Below are 20,665 nucleotides of genomic sequence, written 5' to 3'. Positions count from 1 at the left end.
ATGACCGGGGACAACCGTTCCCTACCCCTCCCTTTTCTCCCGTTGGAACGCCCTCACTGCTTCGCTCACTGTTGGGTAGAAATGTTCGGGAGAGAAGCGGGCGCCCATGCCGTACTGCAACAATCTGTCTTTGACCGGGTCTTTGAGCTCGGCGAACACCAGGTCCACGCCGTGCCGGTCCAGCCATTCGTCAAGCTGCACCAACTCGTCCAGTGCAGTCGTGTCGATTCCCGTCACTGGTTCTGCCGCCAGCACCACGCGTTCTATGCCGTCCCCTGCCTGGTCCAGTTCGTTGCGCACGAAGGACCCCAACAAGGCGCCGTTGCCGAAGAACAGCGGTGCGTCGAAGCGCAGGATCAACAGGCCGGGGATGCGTTCCCCTTCCGGATGACGGCTCACGTCGTGGTACCCCGGTACCCCGGGCACGTCCACCAGTTCAGCACGGTAGGGGTCCCAGGCCTGCCGTAGGAAGTCCAGAATTGCCAAGCCGATGGCAACGGCGATGCCCGGGAGGACGCCCAGTATGGTCACCCCCAGGAACGCCGCGAGCATCACCAACGATTCACTGCGGCTCATGCCGATGAGCCGTCGCACACCGGCCGGGTCGGCTATTGCGGCGGCTGCGGCGATGACAATGGCTGCAAGGGTTGTGGCCGGCAGGAACTCGGTGACGCCAGGCGCCACAAGCATGAAGCCGAGCACCAGGACGGCGCCTACGGCCCCCGTGAGCTGGGATTTCGCCCCGGACTCGACTGCCACCGGCGTGCGGGACGTGCTGGCCGACACCGGGAAGCCACCGAGCAGCCCGGTGGCAGCGTTCGCCGCGCCCAAGGCTGCCATTTCGTGGTTGCCGGATACCCTGCCGTCCTCTGCGGCCGCCAGGGATTGTGCCAGGGTACCGGTATCAACGAAGACGATGAGGGCGATCGCGGCGGCGGCGGGCAACAGTGTCAGGACGTCGGCCCAGCCAATTCCGCCCAGGGCCGGTGCAGGGAGCCCCTGCGGGAGGGCACCTGTGACCTTCAAACGCTCTTGGAGTCCCAGCACGGCCACGGCGATGCAGGACACAACCACCGCAATGAGCACGCCCGGAACCTTCCATTTCAGCCGGCGGGGAACCCAGATGAGCGCCAGCGAGACCAAGCCGAGCAGTAGTGCCGTCAAATTGGTCTCGCCGGCAAGCACCTTCGGCACGGCGGCGATGAGTTTTTCCCAGGGTGTACCGCCTTCCACGGAGATCCCCAGGAGGGTGGGAAGCTGGGACACGGCCACCAGCAAGGCGATGCCGTTGAGATAGCCGAGCCGGATGGGCTTCGACAGCAGTCCAGTGACGATTCCCAACCTCAGCACTGAGCCGAGCAGCAAGATGCCGCCAATCAGTATGGCGAGGAGACCGGCCAGGGCCACGGATTTCTGCACGTTATCCGCGGCCAAGGGAATCAAGGCTGCCACGATCATCGGAGCGAGCGCGGAATCCGGGCCCAGCACCAGCACACGCGATGGCCCGACTGCCGCGTAGACAAGCAGGGGCACTACCGTCGCGTACAGGCCGGTCACCGGTGGAAGGCCGGCGGCCTGGGCGTACGCCATGCCAGCTGGGACCAAGATCGCGAAGAGCGCGGCGCCCGCCACCAAGTCGTGGCGCAGCCACTCGATCCTGTAGCCACGCAGGGCCGGCGGGACCGCCCAGAATGCAGTCCTTCCGGATCGGCGCATCTTCTGATCATGTCCCATCACGCCCCTTCTCGCCATCCATCATCGGGCGACCCCAGCCTTGCGCAGATAACTGTGGGCTGCCGGTTTGACTCTGGTGAAAACTGACCCGGATGGGCCGCCAATCAGCTCGATCGCATGGCCGCGATTCACAGGCTAATCGGGCCGATCCGGGTGTCAGTCTTTTTTCAGTTTCTCGGCGAGCATCACGAGGATTCCGCTGGGACCTCGGAGGTAGGTGAGTTTGTAGACGTCACCGTAGGTCGCCACACCGCGTAGCGGACGGCATCCGTGCTTCGCAGCTACCTCAAGGGCCTCGTCGATGTCGTCAACCGAGAAGGCCACGCGGTGCATGCCGATGTCGTTGGGACGGGTTGGGTTCGACTCGATCGCTTTAGGGTGGATGTACTCGAAGAGCTCAAGTCGACCATGACCGTCCGGGGTCTGGAGCATCGCAATCTTGGCATGGTTGCCATCAAGTCCGACGGCAGTGTCGGTCCACTCGCCGCTGACGGTATCACGGCCGACGACGGTGAGACCGAGGTCGGTGAAAAAGGCGATTGTTGCTTCGAGGTCACGAACCGCAATACCGACGTTTTCAAGTTTGATGGCCATGCGTTGAAGCTACCAAGACGGACCGACTAGCTCCAGTGCCGGGCCGGATTATGGTCAGAGTGTCTTCGTAGTGAAGAGAGAATCGCCGTGGATTTCGTCAGGTTCTACTTGCCCGGTTTCGACAAATCCGAGTTTGGCCAGCACACGGCGTGACGCGGTGTTCCAGTCACGGACTGTAGCCCACAGGCGTCGGTAGCCCGACGCCTGCGCCCGCTGGAGGACGGTCCACGAGGCCTCGGTCGCAAACCCCTGGCGCCAGACTTCGCGGAGGAACTCGAACGCGAGTTCTGGCTCTCCAACCCGTCCGTGCTCGTTGGGAATCAGCCCGCAGTAGCCGATGACCTGCCCCGAACTCTTTTGCTCTGCGGCCAGCAACCCAGGGAAGGGGTGTCGGCTATCACGACGGATCCGGTCCTCGATATCTTTCAGCGTGGGGTGACCATCGGGACTGATGCGACGATGCGGAGGGACGCGAGGATCGCGCTCGGTCCACAGCTCGCGCAGGACGGCGGCATCAGACACCCGCCATGGCCGCAGCAGCAGCCGATCCGTTTCGAAGACGACCTCGATCCGAGGTACTCGCGCGTGGTCCACAGCGATAATTATGGATGATCGAAGGCTTTGAGCCCGCTGCGCCGGTTGCCCGCGATCTCGGAATGTCGCAAGCAACGTCGAATCCATACCCGTGACTTATGGCTCTGGTCGACTGATGTCTGCCTGAGGACCATCACAAGCATTAGGACTGTGCCTGGCTGGGGGCGTTTTCCTGCCCTGACTGCACTCCCGACCTGCAAGAAGGACCCTCATGCCGATGGTCTGGATCCGCGAAAAATCCCGCCGGTTCACGGCCGCAATCCTCGCCGTCGTGCTTACGGCCGCCCTCGGCGGCTGCGTCCCCGGGCCGAAACCGCCGGCGCCGGCGCCGCCCGATTCCGGCTACCGGGCCGTGCTCGAACAGTTCGGCAGGAGATTGCTCGACGAGGGCGCCCCGGCCGTCCTCATCCAGGTCCGCGTGGGCGGGGACGAGTGGTCCGCGGCCTACGGGGTCCGAAACCTGAACAGCCCGTCCCGGGCCGAGATAACGGACCCGGTGCACATCGGCGGGGTCACCAAGTCCATGGTGGCCGTCTGCGTGCTCAAACTGGCCGAGGAGGGCCGGCTGGAACTGGACGCGCCGGTCAGCACCTACCTGCCGGAGTTCAACAAGGTGATGCACCCGCCGGGACCGGTCACGGTCCGCCAGCTGCTGCAGCACCGCTCCGGCATGCCGTCGGTGGACGGGCCGTTGTTCGATCCGGCCACAGTGCGCGAAGCCCTGACCACCAAGGTGAGCCTGGCGGATCTGCTGGCCATGGCGGGGCGGATCTCCTGGCAGGCGAAGCTGGCCCAGGGATTTGAATACTCCAACTCGAATTACATTGCCCTGGCGCTGATCGTCGAGCGCCTCAGCGGCCGGCGGATCGGCGAGGTGATCAGCACCGACATCATCGAGCCGCTGGGTTTGAGTGAAACCTTGATGACGGCGGCCGGGCCGGCGCCGTCGTCCATGATCCACGGCTACATCGCGCTGGACCGCAAACAACTGGACGTCACCTATCCGGCCGCCCAGATCGACAACGCCGCGGGCGGCATGGTGTCCTCCGTGGCGGACGTGAATACGTTCTACCGCGCGCTGCTGCAGAACAAGCTGCTCAAGCCGGCGACGATCACGCAAATGGAGAGCCCGCTCTACGCCAGGTACGGACTCGGCGTGGTCCGCTGGAACGATCTGTGCACCAACGACTTCTACTACGGCCATCCCGGCGACGTGCCCGGCTACGGCACCATCACCATGACCAGCGCGGACGGAACCCGGCAGCTCACCATGGCCGTGGCCTACCCGCCGGAACCGCTCCCACGCGGGGACACCCACATTCTGCACCAAATGGAGTCCATCGCGGAGGACACCCTCAACGCCACGTGCATGACCGGGCCGACCGGGCCGCTCAACAATGCCGCAGGCAGTCCGGGCACTGCGACAATGGGCAGATGACAGCAATCATCCTCGTCTGGGACCCCGACGAATGGAACGATTGGACCTACCCGGCCGTGCTGGAAGAGGTCGCCGAAACCGGCCGGCACCTGGCCAGCTGGGACGTCGGGACCTCTCTCGACAGCGGAGCCGGCAACGCGGCCGGAAGCGCCGCCGGCACGGACGCGTGGCTGGTGCTCCAGGGCCGGCACGGACGCGGCCTGATCGGCCACGGCATCATCGTCGCGGAACGGCCGGCTCCCCGCGTCCAGGCACCGGACTCCGCGAGCGCCGCCCAGACCGGCGTACCGGCCGACTCGCCGCCCGGCGCGCAGCCCGGCGCACAGGCCCCGTCCCCGCTCTACATCCAGGTGGACTTCGACGCCCTCCTGCCCGCCGGCGACCAGATCCCGACCGGGGTCCTCGCCGAGGCCGTGCCCGGCATCGACTGGGAAGCCCTCCATGGCCCCGCGCTGGCCCTCGACCCCGCCGTCGAGCCCCTGCTCCGCGGACTCTGGGGTGAGTTTGGCCCGGTGCCGGCTGACCCCACGCAGCCCGTGCCCGGCACCGTCCCGGCGGCGGCGGTCACCCGGGTCGAAGTAAACAAGTACGAACACAGTCCGGACGCCCGACGGGTCTGCGTCGCCCAGCACGGGACCAGCTGCGCCGCGTGCGGATTCTCGTTTGAAATCGCCTACGGCGAGATCGGCAAAGACTTCATCCCGGTCCACCACCTGGTCCCGGTGTCACAGCTGGGCAGCGGGTATGAACTGGACCCCATCACAGACCTCGTCCCGCTCTGCGCCAACTGCCACGCCATGGCGCACCACGGGGTACGGACCCCGCGCAGCGTCGCGGAGCTGCGCCGGATCATGGCCGCCGCCGGGTTCCTGACCGGACAGTCCGTGACCCCGGAGCAGCTCCAGGCCCAGCAGGACGCCCGGCGGATCCTGGAACAGCACTAACAGCAGCGGCGGCAGCAGCCGGCTCAGGCGGACCACACCTCGCGGAACTTGCCGCTGCGGTCCGGCCGGGGCGGCTCATCGCTAAAGCGGACGTCGACGCCGGCGGCGCCCTGGGCGGAGAAGAACGCACCCAGGCGCTCCCCCACCGCCGTCCGCACGGCCGTCGTCGCGGCTTCCGGCCAGAGCTCGAGCCGCACGGTGAGCGAGCGCGGCCCGGTGCGGATCGCCTGGAACCGGCGGACGCCGGCGGTCTCCTCGATCACCGTGCCCAGCGCCAACGGCAGCACGGTGACCACTTTCCCGTCCGACCCTGTCCTGTCGGCGGCAGCGAAGCTCAGCACGCCGCCGCTGCGGCCCTCGACCCGCAGCGTGGGAAACGGGCTGCCGCAGGCGCACGGGCTGGCAGCCAGCTGCACCCGGTCGCCAAGGTTGTACCGGATGAGCGGCTGGACCCGGTTGGCCAGGTTGGTGACCAGCACCGTGTGGGAGAGTTCGCCGGGCGGGACGGGCCGGAAGGCGTCGTCCACCGGTTCCACGATGTTCCAGTCCGCGTTGACGTGCAGCAGCCCTTGCCGGCAGCGGCTGGTCAGGGCGATCGCCTCCGAGGCAAGGTATCGCTCAGTGACCCGGCAGCCGAGGGCCGCCTCGATCTCGGCCGCTGCGTGGGCTGCCAGGCTCTCTCCGGACGCGACCGCCAGGAGCGGATGAATCCGTAGCCGTCCCGCTTTCTGTTCGGCGGCCAGTTGCACCATGGCGCTCGGATACCCGTAAAGCACTGTCGGCTGGAAGTCGTTGAGGTCCGCCACGAGGTCCGGGAGCGGCCGGAGCACGGAGAATACGCGCACCCGGCGGGCGATTCGGGGGCTGCGCCGCCGCGCGGATTCGGTCAGCACGACGCCGGCAAAGTGGTCCCCGTCCGCGATCAGCGCCGCGGCCCGCAGTCCCCGGTGCAGGAAAGCCCGCGCCTCCTTGGCCGCCATCAGGGTCCGCCGTTCGCGGATCGGGCCCAGGAGAATGGCCACCAGCTGCGAGGTCCGGTCATGGACCAGGACCGCGGGTTCACCGGTGGACCCCGACGTCGTCACCACGAGGTACTGTCCGCGGTAGAGGCCGCCGATCCGCGACGGGTCATCGAGCAGGTCTTGCTTCAGCCCGGCGAGCGTGATGTGGGGATCGGTCACCCAGTCATCGAAGTTCTCCATGAGCTCGCGCTTGCCCACCGGAGGCAGCTCCCCTAAATACCTGCCCAGATCCTTGGCCCGGTCCGTGGCTGAGTCCGGGACCATGTCCGGGACGTCCCGGTACAGCCTGCGGAAGAAGGGCGAGGAGGACCGTGCGCACTCGACCAGCGCGGCGAGCCGGTCGCGCTGCCGGCGGTCGACCTCATCCTGGCTTGCCCTCCCCGCCCGCCAGATGTCCCACGCGATCCCGGCCGTCCGTGTCATCCCGAGAGGAGAGCCGCGCATCACCCATCACCCCTTCACGGGTCCGGTACCCCTGGCGTCCGCCCTTCCCGTTCGTCCCTGCAGGCACGCTCGTCCGCCCCTCCACGCCCGCACCCTCTCCCACGCTGGCACGGCGGCGGAGGCTCCCAACAGGGGCTTTAGGCACCGGCGGGACCTGGGCGTATGCCCGGACATCGTCGAATTGCTGGACTCCCGGCCGGAAGCACCACAGACTGTGTACAACAGCTGGCTGGGCGGCGTGGGAATTCCTGCCTCCAGGCCGGCCGGGGACTACCAGCAGCATCGTTTGGGGCTTTGCTTAATTTCTTTTCCACCGCCGTGAAAGGACCTGGTTATGCCGGACTTGTCATTTTTGTATCCGCTCATTTCGATCATCCTGGGGGCGGTCGCCGTCGTCGGCGTCATCTGGGTGGCAACAAAACTGATGTGGAAGGTGGCGGAACCGAACGAGGCCCTCATTATCTCCGGCCTGACGCGCGGCACCCTGGAAACCCGTGAAGGGATGGACTTCAAGATCGTCACGGGCAAGGGGGCCCTGGTGCTGCCGGGCCTGCAGACGGTGCGGCCGCTGTCCCTGACGCTGAACGAAACCGAACTCAAGGTCTCCTGCGTCACCTCCCAGGGCATCCAGGTGATTGTCGACGGCGTGGTCATCTACAAGATCGGCGATGCCCCGCCGTTCATTGCCAACGCCGCGCGCCGGTTCCTGGGCCAGCAGCCCAAGATGGAAAGCCAGGTGTACAACGTCTTCGAAGGCCACCTGCGCTCGATCATCGGCAGCATGACGGTCGAGGAAATCATCCGCGAGCGCGACAAGCTGGCCTCCCAGGTCCGCAGCGCCAGCGGCGTCGAAATGGAGAAGCTGGGCCTCGTCGTCGACTCGCTGCAGATCAAGGACCTCCAGGACCCCACGGGCTACATCCAGAACATCGCCAAGCCGCACATTGCCATGGTCAAGATGGAGGCCCGCATCGCGGAGGCCACCCGGAACCGCGAGGCGGCGGAAAAGGAAGCGGAGGCCGAGGCCTTGATTGCCGACGCCCGGAGCTTGTCCGCCATCCGGCAGTCCGAGGCGCAGGCCAATGCCGAGCGCGCCAAGGCGAACGCGGCCCAGGCCGGGCCACTGGCCGACGCCACGGCGCGCCAGCAGGTGGTGGTCCAGGAAACCGAGGTGGCCAAGCTCGAGGCCGACCGGGAGGAACAAAAACTGCAGACCACCGTCCGCAAGCCCGCCGACGCGAGGGCCTACGCCAAGCGCACCGACGCGGAAGGCCAGAAATCCGCGGACATCAGCGCTGCCGAGGCGCTGGCCCGGCGCACCGAGCTGGAGGCCCAGGCCAACGCCCGGCGGACCGAGGTGCAGGCCCAGGCGAACGCGACGGCGGCAGCAGCAGCGGCCGGGGCCACCAAGGTCACCGGCGAGGCCGAGGCCGCCGCCACGAAGGCCCGCGGCGATGCCGCCGCCTCCGCCATCAAAGCCAAGGCACTGGCAGAGGCAGATGGCATCAAGGCCCGCGCCGAAGCACTGGGCACCAACCAGGACGCCGTCATCTCCCAGCAGCTCGCCGAGAACATGCCGGCGATCGTGGCGGCGGCGGCCGAGCCGTTCGCACACGTCGGCCAGATGACCGTTCTCAACGGCGGCGAAGGGGTCAACCGGATGATCGGCGGGATTTTGGCACAGGTGGGCGACTACCTCCCGGCGCTCTCCACGGCCCTCAAAAACACCCGGGATGGCGGCAAACGGCCGGCGAAGGCGCCTGAGGCGTAGGGGCGGGAATGCGCGCGGAGAGCCGGAGGACCTGATGTACTGGGATTCTGATGTACTGGGGTTCTGATGCATAAGGATGTTGACCGGAGCCTGACCGGAAAGATCGGCCGCGTCACCGGACGGATCGGCCCGGGCACCATCGGCGAGGTCATGCTGCCGGTCCGCGGCGGAACCAGTGCGTTCCACGCCCACCCGTTCGACAAGACCAGCGTTTTCGCCGTGGGCGAGCAGGTCCTGGTCATCTATTTTGAACCGCCGCAGACGGTGTTTGTGGACGAACTTCCGGATGTCCTCAAGGGCGATGCGCCCTCTGGACGGTAGGAGGCGACGGGCGTATTCTGAAGTTCCGTAGCCTCTGGAGGTATTTCTGATGGAAGGCAACAAGCGTGCGCGTTGCGGTCCGGTTTCCGGCATCCGTGCCCGCTTCCCGGTCGGCAACTGGCCCGACCCGCTGTAGCTCGACTTTCGTCATGCCATCCGGCACCGCTGCTTCGTAGGGTTTGCGCCGTGGACGCATGGCCGCGCTGAACTGCGCCCACGCGAGGGCGCCCGACTAGTTCCCGGCAACCGCCCGCCGTTCCGCGCGCCCTGTGGCGGGTCCCTCTTGAGTTCGCCCACCTGTTAACCCACTCTTCCCCTCCCGGTCACGCCTGCTCCCCCGCGCCGCAAACCGCCGCCCGCACCGTGGAGGGGTGAGGATCGCAATCGTCGCCGAATCATTCCTGCCGCTCATGAACGGGGTCACCCACTCCATCCTGCGCGTGCTGGAGCATCTGCACGAGCGCGGGGACGAGGTGCTGGTAATCGCACCGTCCACGCAGGACACGGATGTACCGGACGAGGTCTATGGCGCCCACGTCCTCCGGCTCCCCTCGGTCCCGCTGGCCGGCTACGCGAATCTGCGGGTGGCGATGGGCGGTGTGTATCGGGTCAAGCGAATCCTTGCCGACTACGCGCCCGACGTCGTTCACCTCGCGTCCCCGTTCGTGCTCGGCTGGCGGGCAGCGCAGGCCGCCCACCAGCTCGGCATCCCCACGGTCGCCATCTACCAGACCGAGGTCCCCGGCTATGCGGGCCGCTACGGCGTCCCCTTCCTGGAGAACTGGGCCTGGAACCGGGTGGACCAGATCCATCTGCTGGCCTCGCGCACCCTGGTCCCTTCCACGTTCGCGCTCAACCAGCTCCGCGGCCGCGGCATTCCGCGCGTGGACATGTGGCGGCGCGGCGTGGACACGCAGCGGTTCAACCCCGGGAAGCGCGACGCCGGCTGGCGGGCTGCCGTGGCGCCCGGCGGCGAGCGCCTCATCGGCTACGTGGGCCGACTGGCGGCCGAGAAGCAGGTGGAGGATCTGGCGGTGCTGGCGGATGTTCCCGGGATCCGGCTGGTGATCATCGGCGACGGGCCCCAGCGGGCCGCCCTGGAAGCTGCCTTGCCGCAGGCGGTCTTCACCGGTTTCCTCGGCGGCGACCACCTCGCCCGGGCCGTGGCCTCCTTCGATCTCTTCGTCCATCCCGGCGAGTTCGAGACATTTTGCCAGACCATCCAGGAGGCCATGGCGTCCGGGGTGCCGGTGGTGGCCACTGGCCGCGGCGGCCCGCTGGACCTCGTGGAGAACTCGCGGACCGGCTGGCTGTACGAGCCCGGCGACCTCGCCGGGTTCCGTGCCCGGGTGATGGACCTGATGGGCGACGACGCCAAGCGCCGAGCGTTCGCCGCGGCCGCGCACGCCTCGGTCCAGGGCCGGACGTGGTCCGTGCTCGGCGCCGAACTCGTTGGCCACTACAAGGCCGTGATCGGCGATTCCCAAGTGGGCCGCTCCCCCCACGTTGCCCTGTCACTTAGGGCTGCCAAACCGGGGTTTTAAGCACCCTAGGTGATAGCGCAACTGGGCGGTAAGTCCTCCGCCGCGGGCACGGATTCGGCCCCGCCCACGTGTTGACACCCTCTTGACACCCAAGGGAGGCTTCCGGCGCCTATGATTTCCCGATGGGAGGGTTCTAAATGTCTCGTTGGTGGTCTCAGGTTCGCACGGCGGTAGCCGGGTGACGGCGTCGTCGTACCCGGAGGAAGCCCCCGGCACAGTCCCAACGACAGTCCCCCAGGAAGTATCCGCCGCGGTCCCGGGCTACGGGGACCTGGTGGAATCCAGCCCCGACGCCCTGCTGGTGGTGGCCGAGGACGGGACCATCAGGATGGTCAACACCGCCGCGGAGCGCATGTTCGGGTACGTTCGCGAGGAACTCGTGGGCTCGGACCACCGCATGCTCCTGGCCGAGGGGTTCCGGAACGGCCTCGAGCGGCTGTTCTTCAACCTCCGCCGCGGCGCCCACCCCGACGGCGACGCCGCTGCCGCCGAAACTGACACTGACACTGCCCCCGTGGAGGCTTACGGGGTGCGGCGGGACGGTACGGAGTTCCAGGCCGAGGTGGCCGGATCTATTTTCTTCACCGGTACAGGCGCCCGGGACGGGACGGGTAAAGGGACCGCGAGCATGATCGCCGCGGTCCGGGACACCTCGCACCGGCCGGAGAACGATGACAGCCTCCGCGAGGCCATGTCGCTGCTGAGCGCGACGCTCGAATCCACCGCCGACGGCATCCTGGTGGTCAGCAGCGACGGCGAGATCGCCGGTGTCAACAATCAGTTCGTCACCATGTGGGGCATCCCTCGGGAGATGCTGGCCACCGGGGAGGACGAGGCGGTCATGGCCTTCGTCCTGGACCAGTTGCAGGATCCGGCCCAGTTCGTCGAGAAGGTCGAGGCCCTCTACGCCGACCCCGCGGCGGAAAGCCACGACATCCTGGAATTCCGCGACGGCCGGACTTTTGAACGCTATTCCCGCCCGCAGAAAGTCGCGGACCAGGTGGTCGGACGCGTGTGGAGCTTCCGGGATGTGACCGCGGCCAAGGTGGCCCAGGACCGGATCACCCGGGCCATGGCCGACCTCGCCGCACAGTCCGCGCAGCTGACGGCGCTGGCGTTCCGGGACGGATTGACCGGACTGTCCAACCGCCAACTGTTCAACGACCGCCTCGCAAGCGCGCTGGCGGACCAGCACGGCGGCGCCGTCGACGTCCTGCTCCTTGACCTGGACGACTTCAAGGAAGTCAACGACATCCTGGGCCACCACGCCGGGGATCAGATGCTCATTGAGGTCGGCCGGCGCCTGCGCGCGTGCGTGCGCCCGAGCGACATCGTGGCCCGGCTGGGCGGCGACGAGTTCGTGGTGCTCCTGCTCGACTCGCTGGAGCCCGAGGCGGTCGCCGCCCGGATCGTCGACTCGCTGCGCGTCCCGGTGTGGATCGACGGCACCATGCTGCGGCCCAGCCTCAGCCTGGGGCTCGCCTCGATCGGCGAGTCCGCTGTGGACGCCTCCGAGCTCCTGCGCCGTGCCGACGTCGCGATGTACGCGGCGAAGACTGCCGGGAAGAACCGGTACATGCGCTTCAAGCCGGAGATGATGAAGGCCCTCGTGGACCGCAACGACCTCGAGGCCGGCCTGCGGCGCGCCGTGGACAGCGGACAGATCGCCGTCCACTACCAGCCGATCGTCTCCGCCGGCAGCGGGACCGTGACTAAGGTCGAGGCCCTGGCCCGCTGGGTGCGCGATGGCGCGCTCGTCCCGCCCAAGCATTTCATTCCGGCGGCGGAACGCAGTGGCCTCATTGTCGAGATCGGCACCGAGGTGCTGCTTCGCGGCTGCACGGAGCTCAAGCCCTGGCTGGACGAGGACTCCACCCGGTCCCTGGCCGTGAACGTCTCCGGTGTCCAGCTGCAGCACGGGGACTTCGCCGAACTGCTCATGGCCGTGACGGAATCCTGTGGCGTGGACCCGCGCCAGCTGATTCTGGAGGTCACGGAGAGCGTCTTCTTCGGAGACGACTGCCACGTCATCCAGCAGCTCATGACCCTGCGTGCGGCCGGCGCCCAAGTGGCGCTGGACGACTTCGGCACCGGTTTCTCCTCCCTGGGACGCCTGCAGGGCCTGCCCGTGGACACGCTGAAGATCGACCAGTCGTTTGTGTCCATGATCAACACCGGCACCGAGCAGTTGCCCATCCTGAACGCCATGATCGGGATGGCCCACGGACTGGGGCTGACCGTCACCGCGGAGGGCGTGGAAACGGCCGCCCAGGCCCGCTACCTGATGGGTCTGCACTGCGATTCGCTGCAGGGTTTCCTGTTTTCAGGCCCCCAGCCGGAGGCCACGCTCCAGCCCGCGCTGGACCGGGCGGCCCTGGCCATCGCCGCGCTGCGGGGCGATCGGGTGCCCGGCAACCGGTGACCCGCAAAGTTCCGTGGCCGATGTGCTGGACACGGGGCCGAAGGACCCTATGATTCAGTGAAACGCATTGCTCTGGGCCCTCGGCCGGGAACATCATCGCTCTATGAACTTCCGTCGCTTGGGGGCCGGTATCGTCGTGGGAACTGGATTTGGTGAAGACCTGCTGGAGCAGGGTCCTGATGCGTTCCTGCTGCTGACCGCGGACGGGACCATCGCCTTCATGAATTCGGCCGCGGAACGGCTGTTCGGCTACCCCCGCGAGGAACTCCTCGGCGTTCAGCACACCATCCTGCTCTCGGAGGAAGCCCACAGCGGCTTCCTGCGGGTCTTCGGCCGGCTGGGACGCAAAAGCCCGGCCGGAAGCCGCCCGTTCGCGGCCGCCGGACTGCACCGCGACGGTTCGGACCTCGCGCTGGAGATCACGTGCTCGCTGGTGAGCGTCGACGGCGGCACGGCCATGGCGGTAGCCGTCCGCGACGCCGAGCACCGCAACGACCCCGATTCCGGCCGCCGGCTGGCCCTCTCCCTCGTGGACGCCACGCTGGAATCGACGTCGGACGGTATCGTCGTGCTCTCCAGCGAAGGCCAAATCACCGGGATCAACGACCAGTTTCTGTTGCTGTGGGGCATGCCGCCGGAACTGATCGCGGCCGAGGACCCCGATGCGCTGGTGCGGTTCATCGCGGACCAGCTGGTGGATTCCGACTCCTTCCTGCAAAAGGTTGCAGCGCTCTCCGCGGACAACCTGATGCAGAGCCATGACATCCTCGAGTTCGCCGACGGCCGCACCGTGGAGCTGTACTCGCGCCCGCAGAAGGTGGCGGACGCGATCGTGGGACGGATCTGGAACTTCCGGGACATCACCTCACGCCGGCGCGCCCAGGACCAGGCCCGCCGCGCCATGGACGAACTGGCCGAGCAGGCGGGCAAGCTCAAGGAACTCGCGTTTCAGGACCCGCTTACCGGGCTGGCCAACCGGATGCTCTTCAACGAACGGGCCGCCGCGGCACTGCTGACCCCGGAACCGGTGCACGTGTTGCTCCTGGACCTGGACGACTTCAAGGAAGTCAACGACGTCCTGGGCCATCATGCCGGCGACGAGATGCTGGTCGAGATTTCCCGCCGGCTCCAGAACTGTGTGGGTCCGCACGGCACCGTCGCCCGGCTGGGCGGGGACGAGTTCGTGGTCCTGCTGGTCGGCTGCCGGGACGCCGACACCGTGGCCCAGCGCGTGGTCAGCACCCTGAACGCCCCCGTCTCCATCGAGGGAACGCTCATGCGGCCCGGCCTCAGTCTGGGCGTGGCATCGCGCGACGCCGGCACCGAGACGTCGTCGGAACTGCTCCGGCAGGCGGACCTGGCCATGTACGCGGCCAAGGAGGCCGGGAAGAACTGCTATGTGCACTTCCGGCCCGAGATGCTGGCCGCGCTGCTGGAGCGCACCCAGCTCACGGCCGGGCTGCGGCGGGCGGTGGAACTGGGGCAGATCACCGTGCACTACCAGCCCGTCATCTCCAGTGACAGGCTCGAGGTGGTGCAGTTCGAGGCCCTGGCCCGCTGGGAGTGGGACGGCGAGCTGATTCCGCCGGACGAGTTCATCGAGACCGCCGAACGCAGCGGCCTGATCCGGGAAATCGGGGCCGAGGTGCTCAGGCGCAGCTGCACCGAGCTCGCCCCGTGGCTCGGGGAGGACCCGTTCCGGAGCGTGGCCGTCAACGTCTCCGGCGTGCAGCTGCAGCACCGGGACTTCGCCGAGCGCGTCCTGGACATTGCGGCGTGGAGCGGCGTGGACCCGCGCCAGCTGGTCCTGGAGGTGACCGAGAGCGTGTTCTTCGACGCCCATTCCCACGTGATCGGCCAGCTCGAGACCCTTCGTGAGGCCGGCATCCGGGTGGCCCTGGACGACTTCGGGACCGGCTATTCCTCGCTGGGCCGCCTGCAGGACCTGCCGGTGGATGTGGTGAAGATCGACAAGTCCTTCGTGTCGATGCTGCAGACCGGCGTCGAAAAGCTGCCCATCCTCACCTCCATGATCCACATGGCCCGGAGCCTGGGGCTGAAGGTCACGGCCGAGGGCATCGAGACACCGGCCCAGGCACGCTATCTCATGGACCACGGCTGCGATGCCCTGCAGGGCTTCCTCTTCTCCCGCCCGGAACCCGGGGCGGCCAGGCACCGCGCGGTCCGGAACTCCGCGGCGGCCATCGCCGAGCTCGAGGGCGTGCCGCTGCCCGGGTAGCCGGGGCCGTTCGACACATTTGATTGCGGCATGATGGCCAGCACGTCCGGGAAGCCCGCACCGCATATGATTCAGTCAGCGCAGTGCGCCCTGCTTTCCGCAAGGTGCCCGCTATCCGTATTCATCGCCGGGGGGCTGTTAGACATCGTGGAAGCTGGTTTCGCACAACAACTGCTGGAGTACAGCCCGGACGCACTTTTGCTGGTCGCCGAGGACGGAGCCATTTCCTTCCTCAATGCGGCCGCGGAACGGCTCTTCGGCTACCCGCGGGCGCAACTGCTCGGCGCGGACCACAGCATGCTCCTGGCCGAGGCCTCGCGGGAGAAATTTCACGGCGTCCTGGCCGGGCTGGCCAAGTCCGCAAGCCCCGGCTCCCCGCCCCCAGGCTCGCCGTTCGCCGGCTCGGGCCGCCGCGCCGACGGCACGGAACTCCCCGTCGAAATCACGTGCTCGCTGGTCCCCGCCGCGGCCGGAGCAGCCGACGCCGGAACGTCCATTGCCCTCTCCATCCGCGGCGCCGCGGGGCGGAACCCGGGCGCCGGCAGCGCCGGGCGCACCCTCAGCGGCGACTTTGCCCGCCGTCGTACTTCCGGTGCAGCGGGAGCTTCACTTTCCGGAGGTCCAGCGGCTGCCGCTCCTGCGGCGTTTGCCGAGCACGACGACGAACTCAAGGCGGGCTCGCTCCGCGACCCCTTGACGGCGCTGCCCAACGGCCCGCTCTTCAACGAGCGGCTCGCCGCGGCCCTGCGCCGCCCGGATCCGGTCGACATCCTGCTGCTGAACCTCGATGACTTCAAGCACCTCAATGACGTGCTGGGACGCTCCGCGGCCGATGAACTGCTGGTGGAGGTGGCATCCAGGCTGCGCAACTGCGTCCGCCCGCATGACACGGTGGCCCGGCTCGGCGGCGACGAGTTCGCGGTGCTGCTCACCGAATGCCTCAACGCGGACGCGGTGGCCAAACGGATCGCCGAGTCCCTCTACGCCCCCCTGCGCGTGGGCGGCTCCATGGTCCGGCCCGGCGTCAGCATGGGCCTGGCGTCGAAGTCGGGGCAGACGCTGGACGGCGCGGAACTGCTGCGGCAGGCCGACGCCGCCATGACCGCCGCGAAGGCTGCCGGGAAGAACAACTGGATGCGGTTCCGGCCGGAGATGCTGAACACCGCGGCCCACAAGGCCGACGGCGATTCCGGGCTGCGGCGCGCCGTCGAACTGGGCCAGATCTCGGTGCACTACCAGCCCGTGGTCTCGCCCGGCATCGGTTCGGTGGTGCAGTTCGAGGCGTTCGCGCGGTGGGAACGGCACGGGCGGCTGGTGCCGCCGAACCAGTTCCTGCCCGTCGCGGAGCAGAGCGGCCTGATCCGCGAGATCGGCGACGAGGTCCTGCGCCGCGCCTGCGCCGAGATCCGGCCCTGGCTGGCCGGCGATCCTGCCTACAGCGTCGCCGTGAACGTCTCGGGCCTGCAGTTCCAGCACCGGGACTTCGCCGCGGACGTGCTGGCGATTGCCGCGTCCACGGGCGTAGACCCGCGACAGCTCACCCTTGAGCTGACAGAGAGCGTGTTCTTCGACGCCTCCTCGGACGTGCTGGGCCAGCTGCGGCAGCTGCGCGGCGCCGGCGTCCGGATTGCCATGGACGACTTCGGCACCGGGTATTCCACGCTCGGCCGGCTCCAGGAACTGCCCCTGGACAAGGTCAAGATCGACCGCTCCTTCGTGGCCATGATCAAGACCGGCCAGGAACAACTCCCGTTCTTCGCCACCATGATCAGCGCAGCGCATGCCCTCGGCCTGAAAGTCACGGCGGAAGGCATCGAGACGCCCGCGCAGGCCAAATACCTGATGGACCGCGGCTGCGACTCCCTGCAGGGCTACCTGTTCGCCAAGCCGGCCCCCGCCAGCCACCTGGCCGGGACCATGGAGAGTGCCCTGAACGCCTTGGACAAGGTCGACGCCGCGCAGTAGGCGGGCTTACCGCGGTGCCTGTGCCCTGGTTGTGCTCTGCGCCCCGCTTGGACCGTGGTTGTGTCCCCTGCTCCGCCCCCGCTTGGCCCGCGCTTGCTGCCGGGCGTAGCCGGATCGGGTCGCGTTGACGCCGCCACACTCTGCCATTGGACGCAAACGGCCGCTAAGCATCATGGCTTAGTGGCCGTTCTTGGCAATTCGTTGGATGGTCCGGGCTGGCCCCAGAAGTTAGAGTCCCGGGGCCGTAGCCGCTTAAAGCAGTCGGGATCCCCGCCGTTGGCGAGGATCCCGACTGGTCATATCAGCGCTTTTCGCAGGCGATGCCGTCGTTGTCGCGGTCGAGATCGTACTGGCGGAAACCGCCGTCGTTGAGGCTGTACAGGGTGTTGTCGACGCGGAACGTGGTGACCGGCTTTCCGCTGGTCTTGTCGCGGGCGCCCTTCTTGCCGACGCCGTGCGGGTAGACCTTGTTCAGCTCCGTGCAGTTCTTGTACGACTTCGGCGCGGGCGCGGCGGATGCCGGCACGGCCGTAGCGCTCAGGACGACGGCGGATGCCGCCAGGGACGCAATAAGCAATTTCTTCAGGCGCACGTTTAAGAGCACTCCCCCAGGTAGAAGCCCTCGGCCGCGGATCGGCGAGGGGCAGGAAAATGCTAACCCACGAATTCGGCGTTTCCGGTCAGGCTCAGGCGCCGTGATCCGAGCCCTGGTCCAGCTTGTCGAGGTCCTGGGCCACCATCGCCTCGCTGCGCTGCCACAGGGCCTTGGCTAGGCCCGCGTCGTAGGCCTGCCTGTTGGCCTTGGAGAGCGTCCGCTTGGCGTAGTAAGCGCCGGAGATCCAGTCGTGGCCCGGGGTGGCGTTGGCGAGCCACACAAGGGTGTCCGCGCCCTGGTCAGGGGTCAGCATGAAGCGCTTGAGGAAGGACTTGTAGGCCAGGCGCATGGGGCTCGTGGAGTCGGCCGCGAAGTTGGTGGCCACGCCGCCGGGGTGGAACGCCGCCGTCGAGATCCCCTCGGTGTTGTAGCGGTTGTGGAGTTCGGCGGTGAAGAGGATGTTGGCGAGTTTGGCGTTGCCGTAGGCGCGGTTGGTGGAGTAGCTCTTGGCCGCGTCGAGGTCGTCGATGTCGAACTTGGCGAAGAGCGAATTCGCGACGCTCGAGGTGTTGATGACGGTGGCCTGGCTGGCGGTCAGCACCTCGATCAGCTCGGTGGTGAGCAGGAACGGGGCCAGGTGGTTAACCTGGAAGGTTCTCTCGTGGCCGTCCACGGTGAGCTCACGGGGACCCATGATGCCGCCGGCGTTGTTGGCCAGGACGTCGATCCGCGGGTACTTTTCCTTCAGCTGCGTGGCCAGGGTCCGCACCTGGGCAAGGTCGGCGAAGTCGCTGACAAAGAATTCCGCGCCGATTTCGTTCGCGATCGCCTCGGTCTTTTGCGCAGAACGCCCGACGACGACCACACGTTCCCCCTGCCGGGCGAAGGTCCGCGCGGCGGACGCGCCGATGCCGTCGCTGGCTCCGGTGATGACGATAGTGCGCTCGGGCATTGAGGTGTCCTTAGAACGAAGCGATGAACTGGTCTTTTGGAATCCAGCCCCGTCGAATTCTAACGAGTGCAACTGAGAGTTCGTTCCGCCGGAGCCGGGAGCTTTCCGAGACTCTGCTGGGAATCCCCCGCAGCGCCTAGATGCGCAGCGGCGACCGGAAACTCAGGGCCGTGCCGGCGTTCTGCAACTTCAGGCCGATGGCCAGCATTTCTTCGGTGGTCCGGAGCAGGGAGTAGTGGCTGTAGTTGCCCTGGATAACGGTGCCCGGGACCACGGATGGTGCCACCACGAAATTGGGTACCGGAGTATCTTCGTCAAAAAGCACGAATATCGCCGTGCGTCCCGCCAGGTAGCTTTGGCTGTTCAAGATGACCGGCAGCCATTGCGAGAGCCAGGTGTCGCCCGTCGCGACGCTGCAGTCATGCATGTCATTGCAAACATTCGGCACCACCACGGAGAAATTCGGCAGAGTGTTGTTGGCGAGGTCGCCCGCCAGCTGCCCGGCGCTCACCGTGCCCAGGGGCACATTGTTGACCGCGCATGCCGCCCTGTCCCCCGTCCCTTGGTAGTAGATTTCGGGGTTGTGCCGCTCGGCATACAGCCCGGACGCGCTCAGCCGGCAATTCGATGGCATGTCCTCCATATAGCTCTTATAGGACTGCCCGGACGTGCGCACCTGCCGGAAGATGTTGTCGGCCGTAATAGGCGGCAGGCCGCTCGGGCTCGAATCGGACGTGACCCCCTGCGTGCTGCCGGAGGTCATGGCCAGATAGCTCGGCAACGAGGGCAAACCCAGGCCGGCGTCAGCCCAGGCGGAAACCGAGGCGCACTGGGTCGCCTTCGTACTCATGTACGGCGCGCTGGCGTTCCCGATGACCTGGGAATAGGTCTTGTTCTCAAAAAGCACCCACATGACGTGGTCGTATTTCGCCGGAGGGGCGGTCGCCGTGCCACACGGGTTGTCGCCGGGGGGCGGAGGCGGCGGAGGTGGCGGCGGAGGAGGGGGCAGCGGCGTCGCGTTCGTGGTGACAGTCAATCGAGGCCGTTGCGTGGTGACGGAAGTTTCCTTGGAACTGTAAATGACGCCGTCAGAGGATGTGTTGCTGATGCGGAACGAATACGTCCCGTCACCCTTAATCGCGCCGAAGAGATCGAACTCCACATAGGTGTTATCGGCAACAGCGCCGCGCGAAGCCACAATCGGCGTTTCCGCAACGGGCGCGTTGTTGAACGTGATCGTGTTCTCACTCCAGGAGTTGTTGAGGACCCGTCGGACTTGGCCGCCCGAGTTGGATGGATCCGTAGCGAACAGCCGGAGCTTGGCACCAGTCACGGTACTGCCGGCGGTGCCGGTGACCGTGAGCTTGAGGAAGATCATTTCGACCGGCGAATTATCAGCCTTGAGGCCTGTCGCCGTGCGGAAATTGATAGTGGGACTGTCGCGCTTCACGACGGCATCAGCCGTGGTGGAAAAGGTCAAAGTGGCGGCTTCTGCGGGGCCGGCAATAAGTGAAATTGTGGCAGCCATCAGGAAGACAACTGACGCCAGGGAAATCCCTCGGCGCCCCACAAAGGACCGGGCAAACCGATGCCTCTTAGTTGCCTTCTTGCCCGAGGCGAATTTAGGATCTACGCGCATCGCGGGACTCCTATAAGGTCCGGTCGACGCACCCTGCGCCTTAGTGGTCCGTAGGAATCCAAACCCTAGCCGGTCAAATCCTGCCCCTCAATGCGCATGACCAAAATAGCTGGCCGTTTAAAGGTATTCCCAAGGTCTCCATCGATTAAGGAAATGCCCAAGGTTTTCCCATGGTCCTTACGCATGGCCAGAACTGCCCGCCTGTTTCATCAGGGGCCTCTTCCCAACTGACTCGCAGCAGGGGCCGTTCTGAGCCTCAGAAACGGCCCCTGCTGCCAGTCAGTTGGGTGTTTTGGGCGGTTAAATGCGGGAGGACCCCCACCTGGTGGTGGGGGTCCTCGACCGTTAATGGTGTTCCGGCGGTGACCTACTCTCCCACACCCTCCCGGGTGCAGTACCATCGGCGCTGTGGGTCTTAGCTTCCGGGTTCGGGATGGGACCGGGCGT

15 protein-coding genes and 1 rRNA gene are annotated in these 20,665 nt (G+C 67.0%); 8 read left to right on the top strand and 8 right to left on the bottom strand.

All coding sequences use genetic code 11. The features are described from left to right. Positions 1-21 precede the first annotated feature (21 nt). The 3 genes from AC1DBX_RS07540 to AC1DBX_RS07530 all read right to left on the bottom strand — a co-directional run bounded on the left by AC1DBX_RS07540 (position 22) and on the right by AC1DBX_RS07530 (position 2,922). Positions 22-1,734: a SulP family inorganic anion transporter gene (locus AC1DBX_RS07540; RefSeq protein ID WP_476931457.1), complete on the bottom strand. Its 1,713-nt coding sequence runs from the start codon at positions 1,732-1,734 to the stop codon at positions 22-24. A 156-nt stretch (positions 1,735-1,890) separates the two neighbouring features. Further along, positions 1,891-2,328 carry a VOC family protein gene (locus tag AC1DBX_RS07535; RefSeq protein ID WP_230012177.1) on the bottom strand — a complete coding sequence of 146 codons (438 nt, stop codon included), beginning with the start codon at positions 2,326-2,328 and terminating at the stop codon, positions 1,891-1,893. Between the two features lie 54 nt (positions 2,329-2,382). After that, positions 2,383-2,922: a GNAT family N-acetyltransferase gene (locus AC1DBX_RS07530; RefSeq protein ID WP_476931456.1), complete on the bottom strand. Its 540-nt coding sequence runs from the start codon at positions 2,920-2,922 to the stop codon at positions 2,383-2,385. 211 nt (positions 2,923-3,133) lie between these two features. On the opposite strand from AC1DBX_RS07530, the gene AC1DBX_RS07525 reads away from it, so the two are divergent. Both AC1DBX_RS07525 and AC1DBX_RS07520 read left to right on the top strand, forming a co-directional pair. Beyond that, entirely contained in the window at positions 3,134-4,360 is a 1,227-nt protein-coding gene (locus AC1DBX_RS07525; protein WP_476849153.1) for a serine hydrolase domain-containing protein, read from the top strand. Further along, complete coding sequence (locus tag AC1DBX_RS07520; RefSeq protein ID WP_476931455.1) at positions 4,357-5,304, top strand: HNH endonuclease; 948 nt, start codon at positions 4,357-4,359, stop codon at positions 5,302-5,304. The genes AC1DBX_RS07525 and AC1DBX_RS07520 overlap by 4 nt, the downstream gene beginning before the upstream one ends. Positions 5,305-5,327: 23 nt before the next feature. Here AC1DBX_RS07520 and AC1DBX_RS07515 read toward each other — a convergent pair whose 3' ends face one another. Next, positions 5,328-6,749: a phenylacetate--CoA ligase family protein gene (locus AC1DBX_RS07515; protein ID WP_476931454.1), complete on the bottom strand. Its 1,422-nt coding sequence runs from the start codon at positions 6,747-6,749 to the stop codon at positions 5,328-5,330. A 355-nt stretch (positions 6,750-7,104) separates the two neighbouring features. On the opposite strand from AC1DBX_RS07515, the gene AC1DBX_RS07510 reads away from it, so the two are divergent. The 6 genes from AC1DBX_RS07510 (at position 7,105) to AC1DBX_RS07485 (ending at position 17,032) form a co-directional block, all read left to right on the top strand. After that, on the top strand, positions 7,105-8,541 hold the full coding sequence (locus AC1DBX_RS07510; RefSeq protein ID WP_476859199.1) for a flotillin family protein: 1,437 nt from the start codon (positions 7,105-7,107) through the stop codon (positions 8,539-8,541). 66 nt (positions 8,542-8,607) lie between these two features. Then, positions 8,608-8,862 carry a hypothetical protein gene (locus AC1DBX_RS07505; RefSeq protein WP_476931453.1) on the top strand — a complete coding sequence of 85 codons (255 nt, stop codon included), beginning with the start codon at positions 8,608-8,610 and terminating at the stop codon, positions 8,860-8,862. 371 nt (positions 8,863-9,233) lie between these two features. Then, on the top strand, positions 9,234-10,406 hold the full coding sequence (locus tag AC1DBX_RS07500) for a glycosyltransferase family 4 protein (protein WP_476931452.1): 1,173 nt from the start codon (positions 9,234-9,236) through the stop codon (positions 10,404-10,406). A gap of 148 nt (positions 10,407-10,554) precedes the next feature. Next, positions 10,555-12,828: a putative bifunctional diguanylate cyclase/phosphodiesterase gene (locus AC1DBX_RS07495; protein ID WP_476931451.1), complete on the top strand. Its 2,274-nt coding sequence runs from the start codon at positions 10,555-10,557 to the stop codon at positions 12,826-12,828. A 103-nt stretch (positions 12,829-12,931) separates the two neighbouring features. After that, a complete protein-coding gene (locus tag AC1DBX_RS07490; RefSeq protein WP_476931450.1) occupies positions 12,932-15,067 on the top strand; it encodes a putative bifunctional diguanylate cyclase/phosphodiesterase in 2,136 nt (711 codons plus the stop codon). A 147-nt stretch (positions 15,068-15,214) separates the two neighbouring features. Then, the gene (locus AC1DBX_RS07485; RefSeq protein WP_476931449.1) at positions 15,215-17,032 is read left to right on the top strand and encodes a putative bifunctional diguanylate cyclase/phosphodiesterase; all 1,818 of its coding nucleotides are present in this window, start codon (positions 15,215-15,217) and stop codon (positions 17,030-17,032) included. A 301-nt stretch (positions 17,033-17,333) separates the two neighbouring features. Here the strand turns inward: AC1DBX_RS07485 and AC1DBX_RS07480 are convergent, their stop codons facing one another. The 4 genes from AC1DBX_RS07480 to rrf form a co-directional block, all read right to left on the bottom strand. Continuing rightward, complete coding sequence (locus AC1DBX_RS07480) at positions 17,334-17,624, bottom strand: excalibur calcium-binding domain-containing protein (RefSeq protein WP_223915864.1); 291 nt, start codon at positions 17,622-17,624, stop codon at positions 17,334-17,336. Between the two features lie 94 nt (positions 17,625-17,718). Further along, complete coding sequence (locus AC1DBX_RS07475; RefSeq protein ID WP_476931448.1) at positions 17,719-18,579, bottom strand: SDR family NAD(P)-dependent oxidoreductase; 861 nt, start codon at positions 18,577-18,579, stop codon at positions 17,719-17,721. A gap of 136 nt (positions 18,580-18,715) precedes the next feature. After that, the gene (locus AC1DBX_RS07470) at positions 18,716-20,107 is read right to left on the bottom strand and encodes a CBM96 family carbohydrate-binding protein (RefSeq protein ID WP_476931447.1); all 1,392 of its coding nucleotides are present in this window, start codon (positions 20,105-20,107) and stop codon (positions 18,716-18,718) included. Between the two features lie 465 nt (positions 20,108-20,572). Further along, positions 20,573-20,665, bottom strand: a 5S ribosomal RNA gene (gene rrf / locus AC1DBX_RS07465); the annotation flags it as partial.

It is taken from the genome of Arthrobacter sp. 10N44_2 (genome assembly GCF_056394385.1).
The sequence above is the reverse complement of the archived record's forward strand: the minus strand, read 5'-3'. Positions and strand labels throughout refer to the sequence as shown.